General features: G+C 60.4%; 24 protein-coding genes and 1 pseudogene. 14 read left to right on the forward strand and 11 right to left on the reverse strand.

The features are described 5' to 3' along the window. Positions 1 to 80: 80 nt before the first annotated feature. The 8 genes from DVH23_RS16185 to DVH23_RS16215 all read right to left on the reverse strand — a co-directional run bounded on the left by DVH23_RS16185 (position 81) and on the right by DVH23_RS16215 (position 4446). Entirely contained in the window at positions 81 to 1088 is a 1008-nt protein-coding gene (locus tag DVH23_RS16185) for a hypothetical protein (RefSeq protein ID WP_114578470.1), read from the reverse strand. 194 nt (positions 1089 to 1282) lie between these two features. Beyond that, positions 1283 to 1741, reverse strand: coding sequence for a hypothetical protein (locus tag DVH23_RS24325; protein ID WP_198667956.1), 459 nt, complete (start codon positions 1739 to 1741; stop codon positions 1283 to 1285). A 68-nt stretch (positions 1742 to 1809) separates the two neighbouring features. After that, entirely contained in the window at positions 1810 to 2628 is an 819-nt protein-coding gene (locus DVH23_RS16195; RefSeq protein WP_157972426.1) for an N-6 DNA methylase, read from the reverse strand. Between the two features lie 51 nt (positions 2629 to 2679). Further along, positions 2680 to 2853, reverse strand: a complete 174-nt coding sequence (locus DVH23_RS23635) for a hypothetical protein (RefSeq protein ID WP_157972427.1) — start codon at positions 2851 to 2853, stop codon at positions 2680 to 2682. Then, on the reverse strand, positions 2850 to 3242 hold the full coding sequence (locus tag DVH23_RS16200; protein ID WP_114578472.1) for a hypothetical protein: 393 nt from the start codon (positions 3240 to 3242) through the stop codon (positions 2850 to 2852). The genes DVH23_RS23635 and DVH23_RS16200 overlap by 4 nt, the downstream gene beginning before the upstream one ends. Then, positions 3235 to 3564 (reverse strand): hypothetical protein, encoded by a 330-nt coding sequence (locus DVH23_RS16205; protein ID WP_114578473.1) that lies wholly within the window; start codon positions 3562 to 3564, stop codon positions 3235 to 3237. Before DVH23_RS16205 ends, DVH23_RS16200 begins: the two co-directional genes overlap by 8 nt. Before the next feature lie 254 nt (positions 3565 to 3818). Then, positions 3819 to 4085, reverse strand: coding sequence for a hypothetical protein (locus tag DVH23_RS16210; protein WP_114578474.1), 267 nt, complete (start codon positions 4083 to 4085; stop codon positions 3819 to 3821). Between the two features lie 175 nt (positions 4086 to 4260). After that, positions 4261 to 4446 carry a hypothetical protein gene (locus DVH23_RS16215; protein ID WP_114578475.1) on the reverse strand — a complete coding sequence of 62 codons (186 nt, stop codon included), beginning with the start codon at positions 4444 to 4446 and terminating at the stop codon, positions 4261 to 4263. Positions 4447 to 4481: 35 nt separating this feature from the next. Between DVH23_RS16215 and DVH23_RS23640 the strand changes: the two genes are divergently transcribed. Both DVH23_RS23640 and DVH23_RS16225 read left to right on the forward strand, forming a co-directional pair. Next, entirely contained in the window at positions 4482 to 4787 is a 306-nt protein-coding gene (locus DVH23_RS23640) for a hypothetical protein (protein WP_157972428.1), read from the forward strand. Between the two features lie 289 nt (positions 4788 to 5076). Further along, complete coding sequence (locus DVH23_RS16225) at positions 5077 to 5544, forward strand: DUF5518 domain-containing protein (RefSeq protein WP_114578477.1); 468 nt, start codon at positions 5077 to 5079, stop codon at positions 5542 to 5544. A 106-nt stretch (positions 5545 to 5650) separates the two neighbouring features. Here DVH23_RS16225 and DVH23_RS16230 read toward each other — a convergent pair whose 3' ends face one another. Further along, positions 5651 to 5968, reverse strand: coding sequence for an SWIM zinc finger family protein (locus DVH23_RS16230; protein ID WP_114578478.1), 318 nt, complete (start codon positions 5966 to 5968; stop codon positions 5651 to 5653). 395 nt (positions 5969 to 6363) lie between these two features. Between DVH23_RS16230 and DVH23_RS16235 the strand changes: the two genes are divergently transcribed. After that, positions 6364 to 7836 carry a transposase gene (locus DVH23_RS16235; protein ID WP_232833784.1) on the forward strand — a complete coding sequence of 491 codons (1473 nt, stop codon included), beginning with the start codon at positions 6364 to 6366 and terminating at the stop codon, positions 7834 to 7836. Positions 7837 to 8062: 226 nt separating this feature from the next. Here the strand turns inward: DVH23_RS16235 and DVH23_RS16240 are convergent, their stop codons facing one another. Continuing rightward, positions 8063 to 9034, reverse strand: a complete 972-nt coding sequence (locus DVH23_RS16240) for an IS1595 family transposase (protein WP_114578480.1) — start codon at positions 9032 to 9034, stop codon at positions 8063 to 8065. Between the two features lie 201 nt (positions 9035 to 9235). On the opposite strand from DVH23_RS16240, the gene DVH23_RS16245 reads away from it, so the two are divergent. The 11 genes and pseudogenes from DVH23_RS16245 to DVH23_RS16295 all read left to right on the forward strand — a co-directional run bounded on the left by DVH23_RS16245 (position 9236) and on the right by DVH23_RS16295 (position 20498). After that, complete coding sequence (locus DVH23_RS16245) at positions 9236 to 9424, forward strand: hypothetical protein (RefSeq protein ID WP_049987720.1); 189 nt, start codon at positions 9236 to 9238, stop codon at positions 9422 to 9424. Between the two features lie 106 nt (positions 9425 to 9530). Continuing rightward, positions 9531 to 9911, forward strand: a complete 381-nt coding sequence (locus DVH23_RS16250; protein ID WP_114578481.1) for a hypothetical protein — start codon at positions 9531 to 9533, stop codon at positions 9909 to 9911. Positions 9912 to 9978: 67 nt separating this feature from the next. Continuing rightward, a complete protein-coding gene (locus DVH23_RS16255; protein WP_114578482.1) occupies positions 9979 to 10641 on the forward strand; it encodes a DUF6735 family protein in 663 nt (220 codons plus the stop codon). A 37-nt stretch (positions 10642 to 10678) separates the two neighbouring features. After that, on the forward strand, positions 10679 to 10963 hold the full coding sequence (locus DVH23_RS16260) for a hypothetical protein (RefSeq protein ID WP_049983734.1): 285 nt from the start codon (positions 10679 to 10681) through the stop codon (positions 10961 to 10963). Between the two features lie 61 nt (positions 10964 to 11024). After that, a complete protein-coding gene (locus DVH23_RS16265) occupies positions 11025 to 11774 on the forward strand; it encodes a helix-turn-helix domain-containing protein (protein WP_114578483.1) in 750 nt (249 codons plus the stop codon). A gap of 59 nt (positions 11775 to 11833) precedes the next feature. Continuing rightward, on the forward strand, positions 11834 to 14239 hold the full coding sequence (locus DVH23_RS16270) for a cation-translocating P-type ATPase (protein WP_114578484.1): 2406 nt from the start codon (positions 11834 to 11836) through the stop codon (positions 14237 to 14239). Positions 14240 to 14413: 174 nt separating this feature from the next. Beyond that, positions 14414 to 17230, forward strand: a complete 2817-nt coding sequence (locus DVH23_RS16275; protein ID WP_092635704.1) for an aconitate hydratase — start codon at positions 14414 to 14416, stop codon at positions 17228 to 17230. A gap of 360 nt (positions 17231 to 17590) precedes the next feature. Then, positions 17591 to 18082 carry a hypothetical protein gene (locus tag DVH23_RS16280; protein ID WP_114578536.1) on the forward strand — a complete coding sequence of 164 codons (492 nt, stop codon included), beginning with the start codon at positions 17591 to 17593 and terminating at the stop codon, positions 18080 to 18082. A gap of 3 nt (positions 18083 to 18085) precedes the next feature. After that, entirely contained in the window at positions 18086 to 18451 is a 366-nt protein-coding gene (locus DVH23_RS16285) for a hypothetical protein (protein WP_114578485.1), read from the forward strand. 78 nt (positions 18452 to 18529) lie between these two features. Next, positions 18530 to 18790: pseudogene (locus DVH23_RS16290) on the forward strand (hypothetical protein); the annotation flags it as partial. A gap of 235 nt (positions 18791 to 19025) precedes the next feature. Further along, positions 19026 to 20498, forward strand: a complete 1473-nt coding sequence (locus tag DVH23_RS16295; RefSeq protein WP_232833785.1) for a transposase — start codon at positions 19026 to 19028, stop codon at positions 20496 to 20498. A gap of 404 nt (positions 20499 to 20902) precedes the next feature. On the opposite strand, the gene DVH23_RS16300 is transcribed toward DVH23_RS16295, so the two are convergent. Further along, positions 20903 to 21745 carry a hypothetical protein gene (locus DVH23_RS16300; RefSeq protein WP_114578487.1) on the reverse strand — a complete coding sequence of 281 codons (843 nt, stop codon included), beginning with the start codon at positions 21743 to 21745 and terminating at the stop codon, positions 20903 to 20905. Positions 21746 to 21860: the final 115 nt, after the last annotated feature.

The following is a 21860-nucleotide window of genomic DNA, read 5'->3' on the forward strand; positions in this document are numbered from 1 at the left end:
CACCACCGAGGGGGTTGGACTCGGTGCGGCAATCGACTTGGCGAGGCAGGCCGTGCTTCAACGCCTGTTTCCGAGGCAGTTCACTCGGACCGCGAGTCGGTCGGTTCGCTGTCGGGGTCGGGGCCGTGCCGGTGCGACCGGCACCGCGTGCATTTCCAGATCGGCGTCCCGTTGAACTCCGGGTGGGGAATCTCCTCGACGCCATCGAATGTATGCCGTGTAGACTCGCCACACTCCCGGCAGGCGAGTGTTCGGCGCGTTCCCCCTTCGCGAGACGATTCGGTGGATTCTGACCGAACGACGTGTTCGAGGGCGATTGCAGGAACGATCCAGGTTTGGCCGGGCTCGTCACTGGCGTCGACCGTATCCCACTCGAGGCGGGTCCGCTCGAGCGAGCCTCCGGCGATCAGCTGGCCGACCTCCTCAATGTCGGTGATCGGTTCACCGTCGGCATCGAACAGCACCGGATCGAGCGTCGGGCGGTTGTTCTCAGTGTTGCCGTCTTTCGACAGAAGATAGTCGTGGCCGGCGTTCTGTCGGATCGTGTCGAGTTGACGTTGGCCGGGAATCGAGTCAACTGGGGCAGCAGCGGGCAGCTGGCCCCACTTGCGAGCGAACCGATCGGCGAGGTCGTCGTCAAGGTGGGCGACGAGCTCGCACTCGTCGACACCGTCGATCGACGTGGTCGACGAATCCTCAGCGATATCCTCGAAGACGGTTTGGGCGATGCAGACGGCGTTGGCTTCGCTGCTCGCGTCGACGAGGACGTGAATCACGCCCATGACTTCACGATCGGTATCGGCGTCGGCTGACTTCTCGTACTCGACCTCCTTGGTGAGACAGAAGTCGCATTTCGTTCTGCCGGGATCAAGCGGGGCACCACACTCACAGTGGTGTTCAGTGGAGTCTCCCCCATCGCCCGACTCCGTGCCGGACGTATCCGGATAGTCCATGTGGTCGTCTTCGAGGGAGTCCTCACCGCGTTCGTAGCTGCCGTCGTCGACGGCGGTCGAGTTAGTTGGATCGGGCTCGATTCGGCCTTCGCCTTCGGGGTCGAACTCCCAGCGGTCGTCGTCGTAGTAGCTCATGGTTTATGTTTCGTGTTGGAGTCTAGTTAATGTCCGGGAACCGGGGTGAAAGTGAACGTGGCCGCGCACAGATCAGTGCTCGGCAGAATTGATGGGAGTTACCCCACGGACCAAGGGTCATCACGTTTGTGGGGTAACGACCAGATTCGACGATGGGTCTCGAGGACGTGCGTGTTGTCGATCGAGGCGGTGTTTCAGCCATCGAAAGACGAGAGCGTTTGCTGGCTGTTTGGATTCTCGCTCGCGTTCGAGTGTCGAGCACGTTGCGATCCAACTGGAGGGAGCCCGTCGTCGCCGAGCGAACAGGGCAGTTCGGGGAGAACATCGGGATCGAGTCGGTCCATCTCGTCGGGTGTGGCTTTGATCGTCACCGCGTCGGTGTCGAAGGGGACGTTCTCAGGGACGATCGAGCCGGCGCAGATGACGGCGTTGTCCGTTTTGCATGGACACTTCGTGTAGCCCGCGTCGTAGGCAGCGTTGACCCGGTCCGCGTGTGGGTTGCGGACTCGGTGGCCGCTCGGTCGTTGGCATTTCCGACCGGCCGCGGCGCCACAGTCGGGACACTCGACGGCGAGGACTGGATGATGGGGCTGTGCGATTCCACATTCTTCGCACGTGACAGCGGCTTTCACTGGATCGATGTCTGATGCCATCGGTCTCGACCCTCGGGACCGTCGAACAACACAGGGGGGCCGAACTGGAGTGGTGAGGCGGCTGCTTGCTAGTCGGTGGATGAGTCGAGCCATGCGTCGAGGTCGGCTTGGGTGGCTGCTTCGTCGCCTTGTTCGACAGCGAGCCGGTTGCTTGAAGCCTCCGAGGATGGTCCGTCGATCTCGGACGGCGCTCCGTCGGTGGCCTCTGTCGCCTGTGCAGCATCCGTCTCCGCGTGGAGTGCTGTCTCCGGCCAGGGAACTGTGTCGGGGTCCACTTCGCGGATTTCCCCGCCACAGATCGTGCTCTGGATCTCCCACGCACGCCGCTTTTTCATCTGAAGCGAGTCACCGCAGGCGACAACCCCATCGAGATTGAAGAAGCAGAAGTTGAGAGCTGCGATCCGCGCACAGAGAGAGTCTTTGTCTTGCCCGAAACAGATCGTCTGGACGTCGTGGGTTCGAGCGGCAAGGATGAGCAATCGGCCGGAGCCGCACGCGGGATCGGCGATCGTGACTGGTGGATCTGGGTCGTTATCGGTGGTCTGCATCTCAGCGAGCCCGGCAGCGACGGTGTGGGGCGTGAAGTGCTGGCCGAACGCATCGGACTGCATGCCAAACTCTTCGTAGGCCATCCCGAGGACGTCCTGATTCGAGTCGGCCATCGCTGCCAGGAGCTCACCAAATGCTTCCGAGAAGTGCGCAGCGACATGTTCGCCCCGACCGTACGTATCGAGAATTTCGAGATACTGATCGTCATCTCGCTGGAGTGCCGCAAGCATCAAACGGACCCAGTCGCGGAAAACCGTGTGGCGACTGAACCCTTGGGCTTCGATAGTTCTGAGCGGCTCCAGGACAGGATCGATGTCTAACGTCGTTATGGAACTCATCTCTCGCTCCTCAGGAGAGACGATCAACACTCCCTGCGTGCGTTTAGACGGTCACGACGAACCCAACGGCTCGTGGCTATCTGGATCGTCACACGAACAGCCGATCGCGGCGACGTCGCCACACTCGGGACACTCGTAGATTGGGATGACGTCCGAGCCCCGCTGGGGCAGCGGCCCCTCTTTCGGCCCTTCGTAGCCACACTCGGCACAGTGAGAGCGACTCATTGCTCTCGGCGTGCTTTCTCGCGGACCCAGTGGGCCGCCTGCTGGTGGTCAGCAACCAGTTCGTGCGTTGTGGTCGTCCCGGCGAGCAGCCGGCCCGTCTCCACATCAGTCACGACGTCGGAGCGAGCGACTGCCGAGAGCAGTTCGCTCGCGACAGAAGCCATCGTTGCCGCCCGTTTGTGAGCGTAGGCCTCGTGTTCGTGGTCGGGAGCGTCCTCAGGAGGACGGTCGGCTTCGAGTTTGGCCAAGCGCAGGAGCGCCCGCGCACCCCAGCAGTCGAACTTTGTGTCGTCGAACCGGCCCGACTCGTGAACGTCGTCGTGGAGCTGCTCAGCGTGATCGCAGATAATCGACGCCGAAACGCATACCTCGGTTTCCTCGTCAGTCATCCCGATCGACCCCCGGATTATCAGGACTCTCGTCGGCCGGGCACCACCACTGAACGACGATCGTCCCGTCCTCGAGGTCGTCGACATCGTACTCAACACCGTCCGGGATCGGCAACGTGATGCGCTCTTCGCCAGTCTCTTCGGGATAGCCCTCGGTCGGTTCCGGGTGATCGTCACCGTACTCGGCGTCGGGCACTGGATCGTCGATCCCAGTCGCCCGATCGTATCCGGGAACGTCGTGAGGATCCGGGTCCAGATCCGAGAGCATACGCCCGCGTTCGTCGCGAGCGCCTCGATGGAGATCGCGGAGTTCACGGTCCATTAGTGCTCTCTCTCCTCGGTTTCACTGGAAACAGTGGTGTCCCATTCGGAGCGCGGTACGTCTTCGTCGAACGTTCGTGTGTACACTTCTCTACGTGGCATTCGAAGTCACTTCCAGGGGACGAGTGACGTCTTCAGCTCGCCTCCCGACCCCTCTCTGGGGGCCAATAAACACCACCGCGCGGTGCGGACCCGCTGGGAACAGTCTACGGAGTTACCCCACGCTGTCGGGACTGATCCAGGACGTGGGGTAACTCACGAGAGAGGCGGTTCAACGCGATCGACCGACTCGAGATGGATGGTGTCGCGCAACTCGTCGTCATGGCGAACATCGGTGATGATACGAATGTCGCCATCCATGTCGAACCGCTTAGCGATGTCGAGGAGATCGAAGAGGCCAGCGTCAGCGTCTCGATCTAACACAAGGATCAGGTACCCCTGAATGGGGATCCACCCGTCTTCGACGAGTGCGAGCGACTGGAACTGCTCGAGTGCTTTCTCTGCGTTGTCTGAAGAGCCCATCGGGGGGTCTGGTTTCGATATGTGCTGGCGAGTGGGTTAATTTTTGAGGCCAGCGGTGGCTCCGTCGTATCGATCTGTCTGACTTCGACAGTGGGGACAGGCATGGAGCGTGCCCTGGTTGTCCGCAAACACGCGTTTGTACTGGTCGCTAATGTGACCGCCGCAGTTCTCGCACTTAGCCATCGTGACCCTCCGTCTCTGTGAGCTGGTCGTAGAGAGCGAGCGTCGTCTCGAGTTCGCCGATCGACTCGGTGAGCGTTAACGGCTCGGGCAGGTGGTTTTCGAGACGGTCGAGGTTTTCGAGCGTGTCTTCGAGTTCGATTTTGACCCGTTCGCTCGACCAGGAATCACGGGAGTTCATTGGGTCTCACCCCTGCGCTGGGGGCACCCCGGTGCGTGGGGCAGACGATCGCGGCCACCGAGGTCGACGAGGAGCTCACGCTGGCAATCCCGACACCGGACGTAGGCTTTGCCACCCTGTTCCGGTGGCTCGGTGTGGTACGTGTACGGCGATTCGGCCGTCGTCTCACGACCTTGTTCACTCCTGTCGGCAACCGTTCCGCCGTCGGTAATGGCGTCTCGATCTCGGAGCGCGCGAATTCGGGCTGCGGCCCGCTGGCGGAGTTCGCGGCCTGTGTCGGTTTCGTAGTGATCAGCTCGCTGTACGATCGCGTCGATCTGGCGGTGTTGTGCCATCTCTGAAACCCTCCACCCCTCTCAGGGGGAGACCGACACCACAGGCGGGCTGCTGAGAGTGGTTCGAGTGGGCAGTCACCCTACGTAACCGCTTTGCGATCGGAAGCGTGGGTAACTCAAATGGTTCCTATGCGAGTCGTGTTCTTGAGCGGGTCAGGGCGCGAAAATCCCAGCGTGCTCTGGTCTGATTTTCGCGTTACATACAGGCGAAGCACATATCGATCAGCCTGAAAATAGCTCACCTGAGGGGAGAAACATATTTGTGTCAGTAGGACGAACTAGTGGGTGAACGAACATGACCTCACTCCTCAGATCCGGTAAGAACACAAATTCCGGACAGTTTCGCACAGCAGTCCTCCTCGGAATCATTTCGATTCCATTTACTTTCGGGGTTAATTGGGTACTCACGCCTGATCCCATTCAAGCAATGCCATTGTTCGTTGTATGTATAATTTCAGGGTATCTATACCAGTCACAGCCAATCAAAGGAACCCATGCAGGCATGGTAACCGGGCTAACTGGAGGAATCCCTATTCTCTTCTGGCAGAGTGGAGCGACAGTCGTTGACTGGTGGGGTCATTCAATCCTTGTGGATGCTGTCGGTGACTCTTGGCTGATGGTCGTCTCTTCAGTTGGAGCGGGTATGGTCACCTTCGGTATTCTGACGGTTGTAATGATGGTAATCGGATCAATCGGTGGATCCATTGGCGAGTGGATGAACAATCGAATTGATCGAACGCACCCGCTCGGATCAGAAGCATAGTCGTTTCTGAGGAGGTCATAATCTACCTGCGAATTGATTTCATCCACTTATACAGTGTATTTGTTGGTAAGTACGCACTCGGATGTAACGCGACCGCAAGTATTGCTCACTGAGTAGAAACTGGCCGAGCGGAGTGATCGCGAACCCGCTGGATATCGCAGGCTGGCTCAAGGACATGTGAGCGGATCGCAACTGCGACTCGATGTTTGCACGCCCCCTGATGGTGTTCGTCTGCTGGGCACGTGCAGCTGTCCGGTAAGCCGTCGTCGATCCTCACGAGGTACTCGTGTTTGCTCGGGTTTTCGTGGCTCGCGTTGCGAACGAGCACGCCCTGTTCGACGAGTTCGAACTCGAAGGCTTCGTACTGAGCCCGTCGGAGCGTCCGCTCGGTCGTCTCGAGGCGATCAAGTGGATGTGCTGGCATGGTTTGTGTTACCGTCTCTTAGCGCCCGTGAGTGGTTCTGTAGGCAAAGGAAGTGAACACACAGATCGATCACTCACAGTCGGTGCAGATCAGCGGCAGGTCGAATTTCTCGGCGGTTTCGCAGTGGTCTGTTTCGACCACGCCAACCCTTCCGCAGAAATCACAGCTCGTTAGCCCGTTGCACGGTTTCAAAATTAGCTCCGATCTATCGCTGTGTGATCACTATCGGCTAGAATAATCACTTTAACTAGACTAGAAGTCGGATCGGTAGTATGTCCACTACTAGATCCGACGTGAGTAAAAACACGACTCCCACCCATAAGATTGCTGTTCGTGAGTTCCTCCGCACTCATGGTCAGGTTGCCTCGAAGGAGCAACTCCGCGCTGGCACCTCGGTGCCAGCGTGGTATATCGATCAGATCGCTTCCGAAGATCCCTTCTACACCTCGCTGAACTCTGACGGCAGATACGTCACCAGCAAACACGTCGTTGGCCATCGATCAACTCACGACGGCTTCTGGCGACCCGAGGTGGACGACGGCGTTGCCGTCTTCCACCGCAAAGAAGACACCAAATCGACGCTCAAACACCTCGCGTTCAGGCGCCCATCCGGACTCACGCCAGCCGAAGCCAACGATCTTCTCGGGCGCCGCTGCTATCGTCCTCTCCGTAACCTCGCTGAACAACAAGAGATCCATGCCGTTGACTGGCAGAACACGACTCTCTACCTCCACAGCTGGCCGTCCCGGAGGGACGACCAGCTGGCACAACGCTGCACCGACCAGCCGACCGATGTCACACCCGGAGAACCAACCGAAGACGGCTACCTCTACCGAGATGAACTCGTTGCGACGTTCCTCTCGGTTGCTGTCTCACAGATCCAATCCATCTCTCCTGAACGAGCAGCTGCCCTCGTCCTGCGCCAGTTCGAGGGCGACTCGTTTGACGCCCTCGAACGCCGCCTTCGGCGGAATCACTCGTTTAGGGAGGCTCTCGACTACGTCGAGCCAGAGGATGTCCCCGACGGGACATCCCTCTGGCGGGCCTTTAACGACCTCCAGCCCAACGAACTCCGTGACTGTCTCCAGTCAATGTGTGGCGAGTTGCTCGCTGATAACGACCATGCCGGAGAGTTCATCATCATCGACGGCACTCACATCGCTGCCTGGGCAAACACACGCGACGAGATCGAAAACGGCGACGTTGAAGGGGCGAGCTGGGGCAAACACGAAGGCTCGTTCTACGGATACAAGGTGTTTCTCGTCGTTGACGCCGCAAGCGAGTTGCCGGTCGCCATCACGATGGAGACCGGCAAGCGAAACGATACGACTGCGTTCGAACCGCTCATCGAGGAGTTCGATGAGCGGTACGACACCGATGAACTCCAGGCTGCACTGGCTGATGCCGGGTTCGACAGTCAGGACAATCGTGAGTTCTGCCAAGAGCGTCTTGACTGTCCGCTGCTGACGTCGATCAATCCCCGCAGATCGTCGCCGTTAGCGACGATCAAGGACGAAATCAAAGAGCTGTTCGAGGACCACGGCGAGGAGATCGACACTCCTTACGACGCTCTGGAGCGACTTCCACAAGAGCAACTCTCGGAGTACGGCGTTTCTGTTGGTAGCGTCGAGGAGACCTACATTTTCCAGGCGATCAAAGAGCGGATGCATCGACACCTGCGCGCAGGTGTCGAGCGGGTGTTCTCTCGAATGAAATCGTTCACCGGTCTTGATCGCGTCCGCGCACGTAAGGAGAACAACGTCGAGACGCATGTTGTCCTCTCTGCAGTGGCACTTGTCGCAGCGTCTCTCACTGCACATCGGCAGAACAAACCAGGGCTGATACGCTCACCGAGTCGGCTCATCTGACCGCCGGCCACCTGTCCAAAAAACAGGTGCCGCCGTCTGAGAGGCGTCGCTCTCAGACGGCTCTCTTTTGTGCTCGTATCTTGAGTAGTCAGCGCGATTTCCGAGCTGATACAGGTGTTTCTATCAAGAAACGTAACAGCATCGGGTCAGCACCACCGATGGGTGGTCAATTTTAGGCCCACCCGTCCCGTCCGGCGAACTAATTTTGAACGTGCAACAGGGTATCTTATGTAGAGCTGTGGAATGCCCCCATAGCAAGGCAGTCGATGACGCTGAGGAGGGATGCGCCGGCGAGATTCAACGAACGGATGAGTCCAAATGTGTGAGCGGCCTGTTCCAAGCCGTGCTTGGACAGGCCGCGAAATTTCCGTAGCCATGGTTTGACAAGCGAAAAGAGGCACTCAACCTGGTTGATATGGACACCATCGGGCGAAACATACGTCTCGTCGTGTACGACGATCTGGTGAGTGTACTCCATCTGTCGATACGCTTGGAGGCCGTCAGTCCAGACCTCTCCCAGAGGCTGGGAGAGGTCTGTAGCCTCCTGAATGACTGGATCTAGATCGGTTTCGTATCTGATACCAGGCCGACCACGAATAACCCGGAGCACGTCGCGGCACGCCGCGACGAGCGTTATTTGGTCACCGTGTCTTCCACGCCAGCGTGAGCGTCCCGACCGAGACGACCCGCCGCGGTGACGGCTGTCTCGCGGCGGGTCTTGGCCTTTGTACCCCGAGCAGACGCTACTTGACTCGTCAATTTGTACCGGTCCATCGATTATCTGTTGAAATTGGTTCCAGACAGCTGGGAAGCCTCGATGAACCGCGGCTTCCACCTCTCGAATGGCGTAGTACACGGTTTTGTACGCTCGATCGAGCAGTGTCGCGATTTTCGAGATACTCAACAGTGTATCAGCATAGAGAATGACCGCGAGAAGCACCTCCCCGCTGGAGAGGTGCTTCTCGTGAAAGGGGGTTCCATAGGTATAGACCGGCTTGAACCCACAGCTTCGGCAAATAATCCGATCGGATGAAGGCCACGTTCGGATGCTTGGATCACCGCATTCTGGACAGGGAGTACGCTCCCAGAATTTCTTGAGTCGCCGCTCGATGCGGGCATCGAGCGGCTCTGTCCGCAATTCAATTACTCCAAGCCCAACGAGTTGTTGCAGCATCTTTCCGAAAGCTGGCTGAGACATATTTCTCCAAGATCAGCCACTATAGTGTAACTACGGGGCATTCCGCAGCTCTACATAAGAGCGAGTCAGTTTAACCAACGAACCCTGATATCGACTCGTTCTGTTGGTTAACTAGAGGTCAGTTCGTGATCACTCCCGAACCGCCCCGCTGACTGCCCGCCGGTGTTTTTTTTCGCGCCGTAAATTGGCGGAGGCGCACACATGGACCCACGAGACACCCCCGGCTATCGACTCCACCGCGCGCTCAGTAGCCTCACCAGTATCGACAGCGACCAATTGGAGCCCGCTGATCAAGAGCGAATTAGCACCGCGACGACGCTCCTCGAGCAGGTGGATTTTCTCACCCAACCGAATACGACGAGGGACGGTGACGTCAACAGAGAATCCTGACAGCTCGACGCATCGGCAGCGCAACGTCATGTGGCCGTCACAGCGTGAGCAGTTGCTCGCCCCCTGAAGGGGTGCGGGGGCGCGAGACAGCTCCCGAGAACAACCGATGGCAACTCTCCAAGCCGCAACGACATCGACCGGCGCGCTCGTAACAGACCCACAGGCCGTCCGCCAGCTCTGTGAGAGCTACTGCTTCGGGACGCTCAACTGGGAGGTGGACGACGACGGCGAACTGATCATCTGGGGCTACGACAGCTTCGAAGTATACGAGGCTCGTGAGAACGGGCTTCCTGACTACGACGGTGGCATCGTCACCCACGAGTTCCTCCGGTCGCTCGCGGAGTATCTCGAACCGGACGAAGAATTCGACATTCAGACAGCCGGATTTACCACGTGCCGATTTCCCGTGCTGGCGAAACGGTACGTCGTCCGCGACGGTGAGGTGCTGTACGCGGACCTCAGTTCCCCCGATCTGATCGACGAGTAGCGTTGTTCGTCCCCCGGGAGGGGTGCGGGGCGATCCAGTCGCGGTCGCCCCGTGAGGTGATTACTCGATGGGTCATCGCGCACTCGTTGCGTACGGACGGACAGACGGACAGTATACGCTCCACTACTCTCATTGGGGTGCAGCGAATCTCAAGCTCAAGCAGCGAATCTCGGCTGAGTCGCCGTTCGGTGGCGACGACACCGACTCCAAGTGGGCGAAACAGCTGCTGGCTGAACTGGGCGATGGCCTTGAGGCAGATGCGGTCGACGGCTACCTCGCCGACGAGGAACGACCGTCGACGGTCGTCGAGCCAAAGCCCCGTGCCACCGGGCTCACCCTCGACGAGATCGTCGCGGACCATCTCGACTACCTCCACCACGAGGCGTTCTTCGTGGTGTCGACGACGTTCGAGGTAACCGCCTATCGGACGCTGTGGTTCGGGCTCCAGTACGACTCGGAGACGGTCGAACAGGGAGAGACGGTCGGGAACGGCGCGCTCGCGACGGTGCGCTGGTACGACGGCGAGCCGGGCGGCGACGGCCACCTACAGGGACAGTTCGCGGCCCTCAAAGACGTCGTTGGCGACATGCTCGACAAGGGCGTCTTCACGCCGTCGACGGCGAGACAGTACCTGAAACGGAAGCTCGCTGAGCGAGTCGGAGACCGACAGGAGCTGCTCATTCCGACCGAAGAATCACCCTTCGAGACAGCGAGTCTCGGCAAGCCGTAACACCAATCCCTTAGTGGATACCGGGGAACACACAAGTATGTCAAATCAATCTGAAGACGGTCTTCGTGTCTGGCTTGTCGAACGAACGTACTCCGATGACGAACAGAACCTGATCATCCTCACCTACGCGACGCCCGATGGAGAACAGTACTATCGGAAGGAACGCGCACTCACGTCCTTCACCGACGTCCGAGACACGACAGCAGCAGTCGATGCTGAACCCGGCAATCTTGGCATGGTCGATGACCCCGACCTCCAAGAGCAATACGCGGCCGAAGCACAGCGAATGCAGGAAGTTCACGACCCTGACGACGTAATCTGAGGTCTACTGGTCGACAACGCTGCAGGCCATGGGTTATGTCGTAGCAGGCCTTAGACGAGGTATGCGCGAACTCGTCTTCGCTCTCGAATACGAGCCCGGCTGCAACAGGGTGGCGGACACCCTCGCCGACCACCCTGACGCCCGTGTCCGGTCGCTCTCGCTGCACGCCACTGCCGAGCGTCTCTGGCGGGTTGACCACGCTACCGGCAGCCCGGATGCCCTTGACGCCATCGAGGACGCGTTTCGCACCAGCGACTACTACGCCGACTGTTTGGCTACCGAGGACTGCAATGCCACCCAGACCACCCGCGTTCTCGACCGCATGGACGACACGCTCGTCCTCTACTCCGACTGGGAGCGAACCCCTTCCTGCGCGTCCGTCCCCCACATCGCCCGCGACCACCTCGGCGACGGCGTGCTGTTTGAGACTCGTCACGAGGGCCACCACTACACGTGGCGACTCATCCACTCCGGAGAGGGCGACGTGTCCGCGTTCTTCGACGCCCTCAAAATCGCCGTCGGGGACTGCGCCCAGATGGAGATGCTCCGAACCGCGGACACAACGGCGTCGGGGGAAGGAGTCGACGAGACGCAAAGTGACATGTCTCCGAAGCAAGAGGCCGCGCTTCAGGCAGCCGTCGAACACGGATACTACGAGTCCCCACGTGAGGTCGACGTCGGCGAACTGGCCGAGCATCTCAACGTGCCGCGGTCGACGCTCACCTACCGGCTCCGCCGGGCGGAGGAACACTTGGCGAAGCAGCACGTCGCCGGGGAACGATTGCCCGAAGAGCCCCCAGCAACACGCTGACCCTTGATTTGGAATACTCCAACAAAGGCTTATCGATCTGACGCACCTACCGTGAGGTGATGACAGAGAATCCGGACACAGCGGGGGAGACGAGCGGCGGCGGGCAGCGGCGGGAGCTGACCGCTCGCCTCGTCGTCCCCGAGATGGACTGTCCCTCTTGCGCCCAAAAGGTGGACAAGAGCCTCCAGCGTGTCGACGGCATTACTGACGCCACGCTCCAGCCGACCACCGGCACAGCCAACGTCACGTACGACCCTGATCGAACTAGCGAAGCCGACGTCGTCAAGGCGATTGAAGGCGCCGGCTACGAGGTCGTCGGGGGCTCGGACGCCGAGGGCGATGATGAGGACAACCAGGCGGCCGATGGCGTCGACATCGCACCACCATCGGAGGTCTGGACGAGTCCTCGCGCGAAGAAGACGTGGCTCGGCGCGGCGTTCCTCACCGTCGGGCTCCTCTTCGAGTTCCTCCTCGCAGGACAGAATATCGCCATCGCAAGTGTCCTCGAGTACCCGCTCCACATCGCAGATGTCCTGTTCCTCGGCGCCGTCGCGGCCAGTGGCATCCCGGTCGTCCGTGGCGGGTACTACTCCGCGAAGAACCGGAGTCTGGACATCGACCTGCTAATGGGGACGGCCATCATCGCAGCGACCGGCATCGGCTACTTCGTCGAGGCCGCCACGCTGGCCGTCCTGTTCAGCATCGCCGAGCTGCTCGAGGACTATGCGATGGACAGGGCACGGGACTCCCTGCGCGAGCTGATGGAACTCTCGCCCGACGAGGCGACCGTCCTTCGCGATGGTGAGGAAGTCACGGTGCCCGCCGACGAAGTGGAGGTGGGCGAGACCGTGGTTGTTCGCCCCGGTGACAAGATTCCGCTCGACGGGACGGTCATCGAAGGCGAGAGTGCAGTCGACCAGTCGCCGATCACGGGCGAGAGCGTCCCCGTCGACAAGGCTGCCGGCGACGAAGTGTACGCGGGCAGCATCAACGAGGAAGGATACCTCGAGTTCGAGGCCACTTCGGCCGCCTCGGAGTCGACGCTCTCGCAGATCATCGAGATGGTCCAGGGCGCACAGGCGAAGAAGACCGAGTCCGAGCAGTTCGTCGACCAGTTCGCCGGCTACTACACACCCCTCGTCGTCGTGCTGGCAATCCTGACCGCCGCTATCCCGCCGCTGGTTATCGCTGATCCGGTGTCGGTGGACCTAGCCGGTTACGGGTTCACCTTCGCAGGCGACTGGCAGGCGTGGTTCATTCGGGGGCTTACTCTGCTGGTGATCGCCTGCCCGTGTGCGTTTGTCATCTCGACCCCAGTCTCCGTGGTGTCGGGGATCACCAGTGCCGCGAAGAACGGTGTCCTCATCAAAGGCGGCAACCACCTCGAAGCGATGGGTGATGTCGACGCCATCGCCCTCGACAAGACTGGTACCCTCACCAAGGGCGAACTCGTGGTCACGGACGTCGTAGCGCTTGGCGGTACGAACGACGAGACGGTACTCCGGCACGCGGCTGCACTCGAGCAGCGAAGCGAACACCCAATCGCCGAGGCGATACTCGAACGCGCCGAGAAAAATGCCGGCGATGACGTGCCGAGTATCGAGAAATTCGAGAGCATCACCGGGAAGGGGATCAGCGCAGACATCGACGGCGAGACGTACTATGCAGGCAAGCCCGCCCTCTTCGAGGAGTTGGGTTTCGACCTGTCGCACGCCCACCTCCGTGCCGACGGCGGCGCAGTCGCCGAAGTGGCCCACGAGCAGTGCGAACGCGAGGACTGTGCCGACCTCGAGGACGGCGCGATCTCGCGGTTCGAGAATGAGGGGAAGTCGGTCGTCCTCGTCGGCACGGATACCGAATTGATCGGCATTATCGCCATTGCCGACGAGGTGCGGCCGGCCGCCGAACGGGCGGTCGCACGGCTGCACGAACTCGGCGTCGCGCACGTCGTGATGCTGACCGGCGACAACGAGGGGACGGCCCGTGCGATCGCCGAACAGGTCGGCGTCGACGAGTATCGCGCAGAACTATTGCCCGACGAGAAGGTCGATGCCGTGGAGGCGTTACAGGCGGAGTACGGCGACGTGGCGATGGTCGGCGACGGCATCAACGACGCGCCCGCGCTGGCGACCGCTGAGGTCGGCATCGCGATGGGCGCCGCCGGAACGGACACCGCAATCGAGACCGCCGACATCGCGCTGATGGGCGACGACATCGGCAAGCTGCCGTATCTCTACGGGCTGTCGCACACGGCGAACGGCGTGATCCGCCAGAACATCTGGTCGAGCCTCGGCGTGAAGGCCCTGCTTGGACTCGGCGTCCCACTGGGACTGGTGAGCGTCGCGGTCGCGGTCATCGTCGGCGACATGGGGATGAGTCTCGGCGTCACCGGGAACGCGATGCGGTTGTCACGAATCGCGCCTGAACGCATGGACAGTAAGACTGGCCAAGAAACGGGTGCCTGAACCCATGAACACTAGCGAGGAAGGCAGTGCCACCTTATGCAGAACTGTACCACTCGTCGAACGCGAGAGCAACGAGCTCTCTGAACCCCTTCGGGCAGGTCCAACTGCTCGAATCCCGTCTCCCGAGAACGGGGACAAGAATAACCGTTACTCCGTTTGAAGTATTCCACAATAATGAACCCCTTCAATGCGATCCGCGAGTTCGAAGCCGATGGAACGACCTACAAGATGGCCGACCTCACCGTCCTCGAAGAGGAAGGCCTCTGTGAACTTGATAAACTCCCGGTTAGCATCCGTGTCATGCTCGAATCCGTCCTCCGAAACGCCGATGGGGAGGACATTACCGAGGACGACATCCGTGACCTCGCTGGCTGGCAACCGGACGTTTCCGACGCCGACATTCCGTTCCAGCCGTCCCGGGTCATCCTCCAGGACCTCACAGGCGTCCCTGCCGTCGTAGACCTCGCGGCGCTCCGGTCGGCCGTCGACCGCAAGGACCGCGACCCAACTCTCGTCGAACCCGAGGTGCCCATCGACCTCGTGATCGACCACAGCGTCCAAGTGGACTACTTCGGTAGCGAGGACGCCTACGAGAAGAACGTCGAACTGGAGTACGAGCGCAACAGCGAACGGTACCGGGCACTGAAGTGGGCGCAAAACGCCTTCGACGACTTCAGCGTCGTCCCACCTGGAACGGGAATTGTTCACCAGGTGAACCTAGAGTATCTCGGGCAGGTCGTCCACGAACGCGAGCAGAACGGCGAGAACTGGCTGCTTCCGGACACGCTCGTCGGCACGGACAGTCACACGCCGATGATCGGCGGCATCGGCGTCGTCGGCTGGGGCGTCGGTGGCATCGAGGCCGAAGCCGCGATGCTCGGCCAGCCCATCACGATGAACCTCCCCGAAGTCGTCGGCGTCAAACTTACGGGTGAACTCCCCGAGGGTGCGACAGCGACCGACCTCGTACTGCACGTCACCGAACTGCTCCGGGACGTCGGCGTCGTCGACCGATTCGTCGAGTTCTACGGCCCCGCCGTGGAGACGCTGACCGTCCCTGACCGGGCGACCATCGCCAATATGGCCCCCGAGCAGGGCTCGACCATCAGCATGTTCCCCGTCGACGAGGCCACCCTCGACTACCTCGAACTGACGGGCCGCGACGAGAAACACATCGAACTCGTCCGGAACTACCTGGACGCCCAGGGGTTGTTCGGCGAGCAGAATCCCGAATACACCGAGACAGTCGAACTGGACCTCTCGACAGTCACTCCAAGCCTCGCCGGCCCCAAGAAGCCCCAGTCCCGCGTCGAGATGGGTGACATGCGGGGCCACTTCCGGGAGTTACTCCACGGCGAGTTCGAAGAAGCCCTCGATGAAATCGATGAGGAGGCGCTGGCCCGGTGGCTCGGAGAGGGCGGCAACACCCAGGCCGAGTTGACCGGAGAACCAACCGACGCCGAACGAACTGACGGCGGCGTTCAACAAGCGGGCGACACTGAAAAACAGAATCTGGGACCCCTCACGAAGCGCGCTACAGTGAACCTCGACGGCAACGAAATCGAGATCGGGCACGGGAGCGTCGTCGTTAGCGCCATCACCAGCTGTACGAACACGTCAAATCCGTCCGTGATGCTGGCAGCCGGGCTCCTGGCGAAGAACGCCGTCGAGCGCGGCCTCGACGTCCCGGACTACGTCAAGACCAGCCTCGCACCCGGCAGCCGCGTCGTCACCCAGTACCTCGAAGCATCGGGACTCTTGCCGTACCTCGAAGACCTGGGTTACAACGTCGTGGGCTACGGCTGTACGACCTGCATCGGAAACGCAGGGCCACTCCCCGAACCGATTGAGACCGCGATCGACGAACACGACCTCTGGACGACGAGCGTACTCTCCGGGAATCGGAACTTCGAGGCACGCATCCATCCAAAAGTGCGGGCGAACTACCTCGCCAGCCCACCGCTGGTGGTGGCATACGGGCTGGCCGGTCGGATGGACATCGATCTGGAGCACGACCCGCTGGGGTACGACGAGGACGGCAACCCGGTCTATCTGTCGGACCTCTGGCCGGACAGCGACGAGATCCACGAAGCCGTCCACGACTTCGTCGACCCGTCGATGTTCGAGGAGAAGTACGCCTCCGTGTTCGAGGGCGACGAACGATGGGAGGCGTTGGATGCGCCGACTGGCGAGGTCTACGAGTGGGACGAGGACTCGACGTACATCCGGGAACCGCCGTTTTTCAAGGACTTCCCACTGGAGAAACCTAGCGTCTCCAACGTCGAGGATGCACGGTGTCTGTTGACACTGGGTGATACGGTGACGACCGACCACATCAGCCCCGCAGGACCGTTCGGCTCGGACCTCCCCGCCGGGCAGTGGCTGATGGACCACGGTGTCGAGCCTCACGAGTTCAACACGTACGGTGCCCGCCGGGGCAACCACGAGGTGATGATGCGGGGGACGTTCGCCAACGTCCGCATCGAGAACCAGATGCTCGACGACGTCGAAGGCGGCTACACGATTCACCAGCCGACGGACGAGCAGACGACCGTGTTCGAGGCCAGCCAGCGCTACCACGAGGAGGGGACGCCCCTCGTCGTGATGGCGGGCGAGGAGTTCGGAACCGGCTCGAGTCGTGACTGGGCGGCGAAGGGAACCGACCTCCTCGGCGTTCGCGCAACCATCGCCGAGAGCTACGAGCGCATCTACCGGGACAATCTCGTCGGGATGGGCGTGCTGCCGTTGCAGTTCCAGGACGGCGACTCGTGTGAAGCGCTCGGACTAGACGGGTCAGAAGTCTTCGCTATCTACGGGTTGGACGACGGGCTGGAGCCGATGGCCGAGTTGACGGTGACTGCGGAGCGGTCGGACGGGTCGTCGGTCGAGTTCCCGGTGACGGCCCAGGTCGGGACGCCCGCCGGTGTGCGATATGTTGAACACGGCGGTATCCTGCACTACGTGCTTCGGCAACTTCTGACCGACTCGTGACGCGTTCCGGGTGAAATCGCGTAGGATCGACTGCTTTCAGGTATCTGGTTTTGTATTTGGAACTACTTAGAATCGAAAACAGCAGTACTGTGTTGAGGAGAAGTCCGATTTGGTTGCGATCCTCATTTCATTCCAAACACATTCAGCCGTAAAAGTTCCCTTCTGTTCTAATCAATCACACACCCAATATAGCTCAAGCCACTCATACTACGTTCAGCCATTCACACAGCCTCAGATGCCAATCATCAGTTATGAGTTCTCATGAGAGCCGTGTTTGTTATTGCACCGGCGATGGGTGCCGGCGCAGCAGGAGCGAGCGAGCAATCACTCCCGATGCGTCGGCGTTTCGAGGTGTTCGAGATGCATATGGTGATTTACGCACTGGTAGAGGCATCGACGCACGACGACGCGCTGGTCACCGGAAAGACGGTGTTCGATCGCCTGGTCGGCGCGGACCCACATGCCGGCGCCGTCTTCGACTACTATGTGACCTTCGACGAGGAGGACACGTCCGTTGCGGGGAAGGCGCGATGGGGAGATCTCCCGACCGCGGTGCCCGTCGACTCCGATGACGGCCAAGACCTGCTTGAGCGTGGCTGGGAGGCGACGAAAGAGGAGTTCGAGCGCAACCTCGACCGGGTGAGGGAAGCACTTGACGAACTCTCCGATCAGGAGATCATGCGCGACGAAGATCTCGCTCGGCACGCCTTCCACCAGGTCGGCGCCTACGACGGGCCAACGATCTTCCTGTACAACGAATATGCGAACGGTATCCGTCACCGTGAGCAGCTGGATCGAGTGCTGGAGGAGAGCGAGGAGCTCTGGATCGTGCCCGCTGACGTCCACTTCTAACAGATGTCCCGGATCACAAATTGGAAGCGCGAGAGTCGGTCGCCCACACTCGCATACCGGAATACCGAGACCGGAGCTCGGGCTGTCTTACACCGAGCACCGGACTCGTACCGCTACAAGTGGCGTGGCGCAATCCTCGTCAACGGCTACCCCGTGTGGTCACGGGGGTACGAGACGAAGGACGCGAAATCGTTCCGTGACAAGCTCCGGGAACTGCCAGCGCCCGAACTGAGTTGTCCCGAGTGTCCGAACAGCGATGTGGCAATCGGTGGAAAAACGGCTGACGGCGCGAAGGTCCAGCGCTGGTTCGAGTGTCGGAACTGTGGGTACGAAGCATCCTCGCGAATCGTGTACGGCGCCGAGCGCTGATTGATACGGACGCATCTGTGATGGCGTTTATTTCTGGGCCGGGAGGGGTGGCCCGTCTCAATCGGGCCAGATCCACAGATGAGTCTGGAAGTCATCGACCGCCACAGCGAAGCACTGTTCGAGTTCCTCTGGTGTCCCGTCTGCGGGCACGAGGTATTCAGTCACATTCCGTTCGAAGGTGTGTTCTGCAAGCACTGCAACACGCAGGTCGAACTCCAAGAATCGCGAGAGGATCGTGGCTACGAGGAAGCCGTCCTCGCCTGCTTCGATACCGACACGACCTGGAATCTCCACGTCGACGAAAAGCTCCGTCGCGACCTACCCGATGGGTCGGCACGGCATCTGTTCTACCCTCTGTTGCACGGTTTCGAAATTAGCTCCGACCTCTCACAGTGTGGTCACTACGACCAAAAATAGTCACTTTAACTAGACTAGAAGTCGGATCAAAGGTATGTCTACTACCAGATCCGACATGAATGAAAACACGACCACCTCTCATAAGACTGCTGTTCGTCAGTTCCTCCGTACCCACGGTGAAGTCGTCTCCAAGGAGCAACTCCGCGCTGGCACCTCGGTGCCAGCGTGGTATATCGATCAGATCGCCTCCGAAGATCCCTTCTACACCTCGCTGAACTCAAACGGCAGATACGTCGCCAGCAAACACGTCGTTGGCCACCGATCAACCCACGACGGCTTCTGGCGGCCCGAGGTGGATGACGGCGTTGCCGTCTTCCACCGCAAAGAGGACACCAAGCCAACCCTCAAACACCTCGCATTTAGGCGTCCATCCGGACTCACGCCAGCAGAAGCAACCGATCTTCTCGGGCGTCGCTGTTATCGGCCTCTCCGCAACCTCGCTGACCAACAAGAAATCCATGCCGTTGACTCCCAAAACACGACTCTCTACCTCCACAGCTGGCCGTCCCGAAGGGACGACCAGCTGGCACAACGCCGCACCGACCAGCCGACCGATGTCACACCCGAAGAACCAACCGAAGACGGCTACCTCTACCGAGATGAACTCGTTGCTACCTTCCTCTCGGTTGCTGTCTCACAGATCCAATCCATCCCTCCTGAGCGTGCAGCTGCACTCGTCCTTCGGCAGTTCGAGGGCGACTCCTTCGACGCCCTCGAACGCCGCCTCCGGCGCAATCACTCGTTCAGGGAGGCCCTCGACTACGTCGAGCCAGAGGATGTCCCCGACGGGACATCCCTCTGGCGGGCCTTCAACGACCTCCAGCCGGACGAACTCCGTGACTGCCTCCAGTCGATGTGTGGCGAGTTGCTCGCTGATCACGACCATGCCGGAGAGTTCATCATCATCGACGGCACTCACATCGCTGCCTGGGCAAACACACGCGACGAGATCGAAAACGACGACGTTGAAGGGGCGAGCTGGGGCAAACACGAAGGCTCGTTCTACGGCTACAAGGTGTTTCTCGTCGTTGACGCCGCAAGCGAGTTGCCGGTCGCCATCACGATGGAGACCGGCAAACGGAACGATACGACGGCGTTTGAACCGCTCATCGAGGAGTTCGATGAGCGGTACGACACCGACGAACTCCAGGCTGCACTGGCTGATGCCGGCTTCGACAGTCAGGACAACCGTGAGTTCTGCCAAGATCGTCTTGACTGTCCGTTGCTGACGTCGATCAATCCCCGCAGATCGTCGCCGTTAGCGACGATCAAGGACGAAATCAAAGAGCTGTTCGAGGACCACGGCGAGGAGATCGACACTCCCTACGACGCTCTGGAGCGACTTCCACAAGAGCAACTCTCGGAGTACGGCGTGGAGGTTGGCAGCGTCGAGGAGACCTACATTTTCCAGGCGATCAAAGAGCGGATGCATCGACACCTGCGCGCAGGTGTCGAGCGGGTGTTCTCCCGGATGAAGTCGTTCACCGGTCTTGATCGTGTCCGGGCACGCAAGGAGAACAACGTCGAGACGCACGTTGTTCTCTCTGCAGTGGCACTTGTCGCAGCGTCTCTCACTGCACACCGCCAGAACAAACCAGGGCTGATACGCTCACCAAGTCGGCTCATCTGATCGCCGCGCCATCTGTCCAAAAAACAGGTGCCGCCGTCTGAGAGGCGTCGCTCTCAGACGGCTCGCTTTTGTGCTCGTATCTTGAGTAGTCAGCGCGATTTCCGAGCTGATACAGGTGTTTCTATCAAGAAACGTAACAGCATCGGGTCAGCACCACCGATGGGTGGTCAATTTTAGGCCCACCCGTCCCGTCCGGCGAACTAATTTTGAACGTGCAACAGGGTATCGTGTTAGTCTGCTCTGGATCGTTTAACACCTCGACGCTGGAACTGGCCGACCCGGAGTCGAGGGTCAGCGTTGGTTCGGGGGTGAACTTTGCGACGATCGGCTCTGAAGCTTCGCTGGCAGTGATCATTTCGACTCTCTCACCGCTCAGGAGAGCGATCAACACCAGGAACTGGAGCTTACTCGCGGAGTGCTACTCGGGTTTCTTCGCTCCACTGTGCTTCTGCCGAACTGATCTGGTCGCGAAGCTCCTCGCACCGGCTCTCTGCCTCGGCGTGATCACGGCGTGCCCGTTCGAGCATCTCCTCGAGCGTGTTGAGCGACGTCTCGGCGTATACAGGATCGGGATCGGGGACGTCGTAGCCGTAGCGGCTGGTGAACTCGAAGCGTGCCCGAAGTGTGTCTTCGATCGCTCGGATTCGTCCCTCCAGTGGCCCTGACACCCCGGTGAGACGTTTCATCTTCGCGTACTCGCGCCGACGCACCAGTTGCTCCTTGGAGGGAGTGTGCTCGTCGAGGGCATTCACCTGCTCGACGGTGCTTTTGATCTCGACGCCCTTCTCAGCAAGATACTCGCGGGCTGGGTCGGCAACGAACACGCGGAGGTTTTCGGCTGGGATTGTCCGCAACTCCGGATGGAACGGGACGGCCAGCAAGCCGAGCTTCCACTCGAGGAGCCGGTCACGGGCGTTCGCAGCGCGACTCCCACCAGTGCCAAACCGAGGAGAGGGTTCCCCAGCGTCGTCGGTGGCGTGTTCGATCCGTGTCTCCCAGCAGAGTGCTCGCTGCACGCCGCTCAGGTCGCTCTCGGCAGCCACGTACAGGTGGAAGTAGCCGTAGGACTCATTAGCGTCTTCACGTTCTGTGACCCACTGATCGATTGTTTCCGAGTGGAGGATGTCGATCTGGGCGTCTTCGGGTGTTGAGCTCCGACGAGCGGAACGATCGGTCGTCGCCTCGTCAGCAGTACGGCTGTCGGATTCGTCCCGATCACCCGTACTGAAGGTAGTTTGCTCACTCATGGGTCCTGGGTGTGCCTCAGCTGATAGCGATTGGTCCGCTCCTGGTCGGTGTTCGATGTAGAACGCGCTCGTATGCTGTTACTGACCATCGTTGACTTTCCCTCCGCCCCTCGAA

The sequence above is a fragment of the Saliphagus sp. LR7 genome, assembly GCF_003344565.1.
Taxonomy (GTDB): domain Archaea; phylum Halobacteriota; class Halobacteria; order Halobacteriales; family Natrialbaceae; genus Saliphagus; species Saliphagus infecundisoli.

What these genes read in the sequence shown, in the direction of transcription:
- DVH23_RS16300 (WP_114578487.1), bottom strand. Translation starts at nt 21,745, where the DNA reads ATGAGTGAGCAAACTACCTTCAGTACGGGTGATCGGGACGAATCCGAC.
- DVH23_RS16185 (WP_114578470.1), bottom strand. Translation starts at nt 1,088, where the DNA reads ATGAGCTACTACGACGACGACCGCTGGGAGTTCGACCCCGAAGGCGAA.
- DVH23_RS16195 (WP_157972426.1), bottom strand. Translation starts at nt 2,628, where the DNA reads ATGAGTTCCATAACGACGTTAGACATCGATCCTGTCCTGGAGCCGCTC.
- DVH23_RS16245 (WP_049987720.1), top strand. Translation starts at nt 9,236, where the DNA reads ATGGACCCACGAGACACCCCCGGCTATCGACTCCACCGCGCGCTCAGT.
- DVH23_RS16225 (WP_114578477.1), top strand. Translation starts at nt 5,077, where the DNA reads ATGACCTCACTCCTCAGATCCGGTAAGAACACAAATTCCGGACAGTTT.
- DVH23_RS16210 (WP_114578474.1), bottom strand. Translation starts at nt 4,085, where the DNA reads ATGGGCTCTTCAGACAACGCAGAGAAAGCACTCGAGCAGTTCCAGTCG.
- DVH23_RS16260 (WP_049983734.1), top strand. Translation starts at nt 10,679, where the DNA reads ATGTCAAATCAATCTGAAGACGGTCTTCGTGTCTGGCTTGTCGAACGA.
- DVH23_RS23635 (WP_157972427.1), bottom strand. Translation starts at nt 2,853, where the DNA reads ATGAGTCGCTCTCACTGTGCCGAGTGTGGCTACGAAGGGCCGAAAGAG.
- DVH23_RS16285 (WP_114578485.1), top strand. Translation starts at nt 18,086, where the DNA reads ATGTCCCGGATCACAAATTGGAAGCGCGAGAGTCGGTCGCCCACACTC.
- DVH23_RS16240 (WP_114578480.1), bottom strand. Translation starts at nt 9,034, where the DNA reads ATGTCTCAGCCAGCTTTCGGAAAGATGCTGCAACAACTCGTTGGGCTT.
- DVH23_RS16270 (WP_114578484.1), top strand. Translation starts at nt 11,834, where the DNA reads ATGACAGAGAATCCGGACACAGCGGGGGAGACGAGCGGCGGCGGGCAG.
- DVH23_RS16250 (WP_114578481.1), top strand. Translation starts at nt 9,531, where the DNA reads ATGGCAACTCTCCAAGCCGCAACGACATCGACCGGCGCGCTCGTAACA.
- DVH23_RS16265 (WP_114578483.1), top strand. Translation starts at nt 11,025, where the DNA reads ATGCGCGAACTCGTCTTCGCTCTCGAATACGAGCCCGGCTGCAACAGG.
- DVH23_RS16255 (WP_114578482.1), top strand. Translation starts at nt 9,979, where the DNA reads ATGGGTCATCGCGCACTCGTTGCGTACGGACGGACAGACGGACAGTAT.
- DVH23_RS16215 (WP_114578475.1), bottom strand. Translation starts at nt 4,446, where the DNA reads ATGAACTCCCGTGATTCCTGGTCGAGCGAACGGGTCAAAATCGAACTC.
- DVH23_RS16275 (WP_092635704.1), top strand. Translation starts at nt 14,414, where the DNA reads ATGAACCCCTTCAATGCGATCCGCGAGTTCGAAGCCGATGGAACGACC.
- DVH23_RS16230 (WP_114578478.1), bottom strand. Translation starts at nt 5,968, where the DNA reads ATGCCAGCACATCCACTTGATCGCCTCGAGACGACCGAGCGGACGCTC.
- DVH23_RS24325 (WP_198667956.1), bottom strand. Translation starts at nt 1,741, where the DNA reads ATGGCATCAGACATCGATCCAGTGAAAGCCGCTGTCACGTGCGAAGAA.
- DVH23_RS16200 (WP_114578472.1), bottom strand. Translation starts at nt 3,242, where the DNA reads ATGACTGACGAGGAAACCGAGGTATGCGTTTCGGCGTCGATTATCTGC.
- DVH23_RS16205 (WP_114578473.1), bottom strand. Translation starts at nt 3,564, where the DNA reads ATGGACCGTGAACTCCGCGATCTCCATCGAGGCGCTCGCGACGAACGC.
- DVH23_RS16280 (WP_114578536.1), top strand. Translation starts at nt 17,591, where the DNA reads ATGCATATGGTGATTTACGCACTGGTAGAGGCATCGACGCACGACGAC.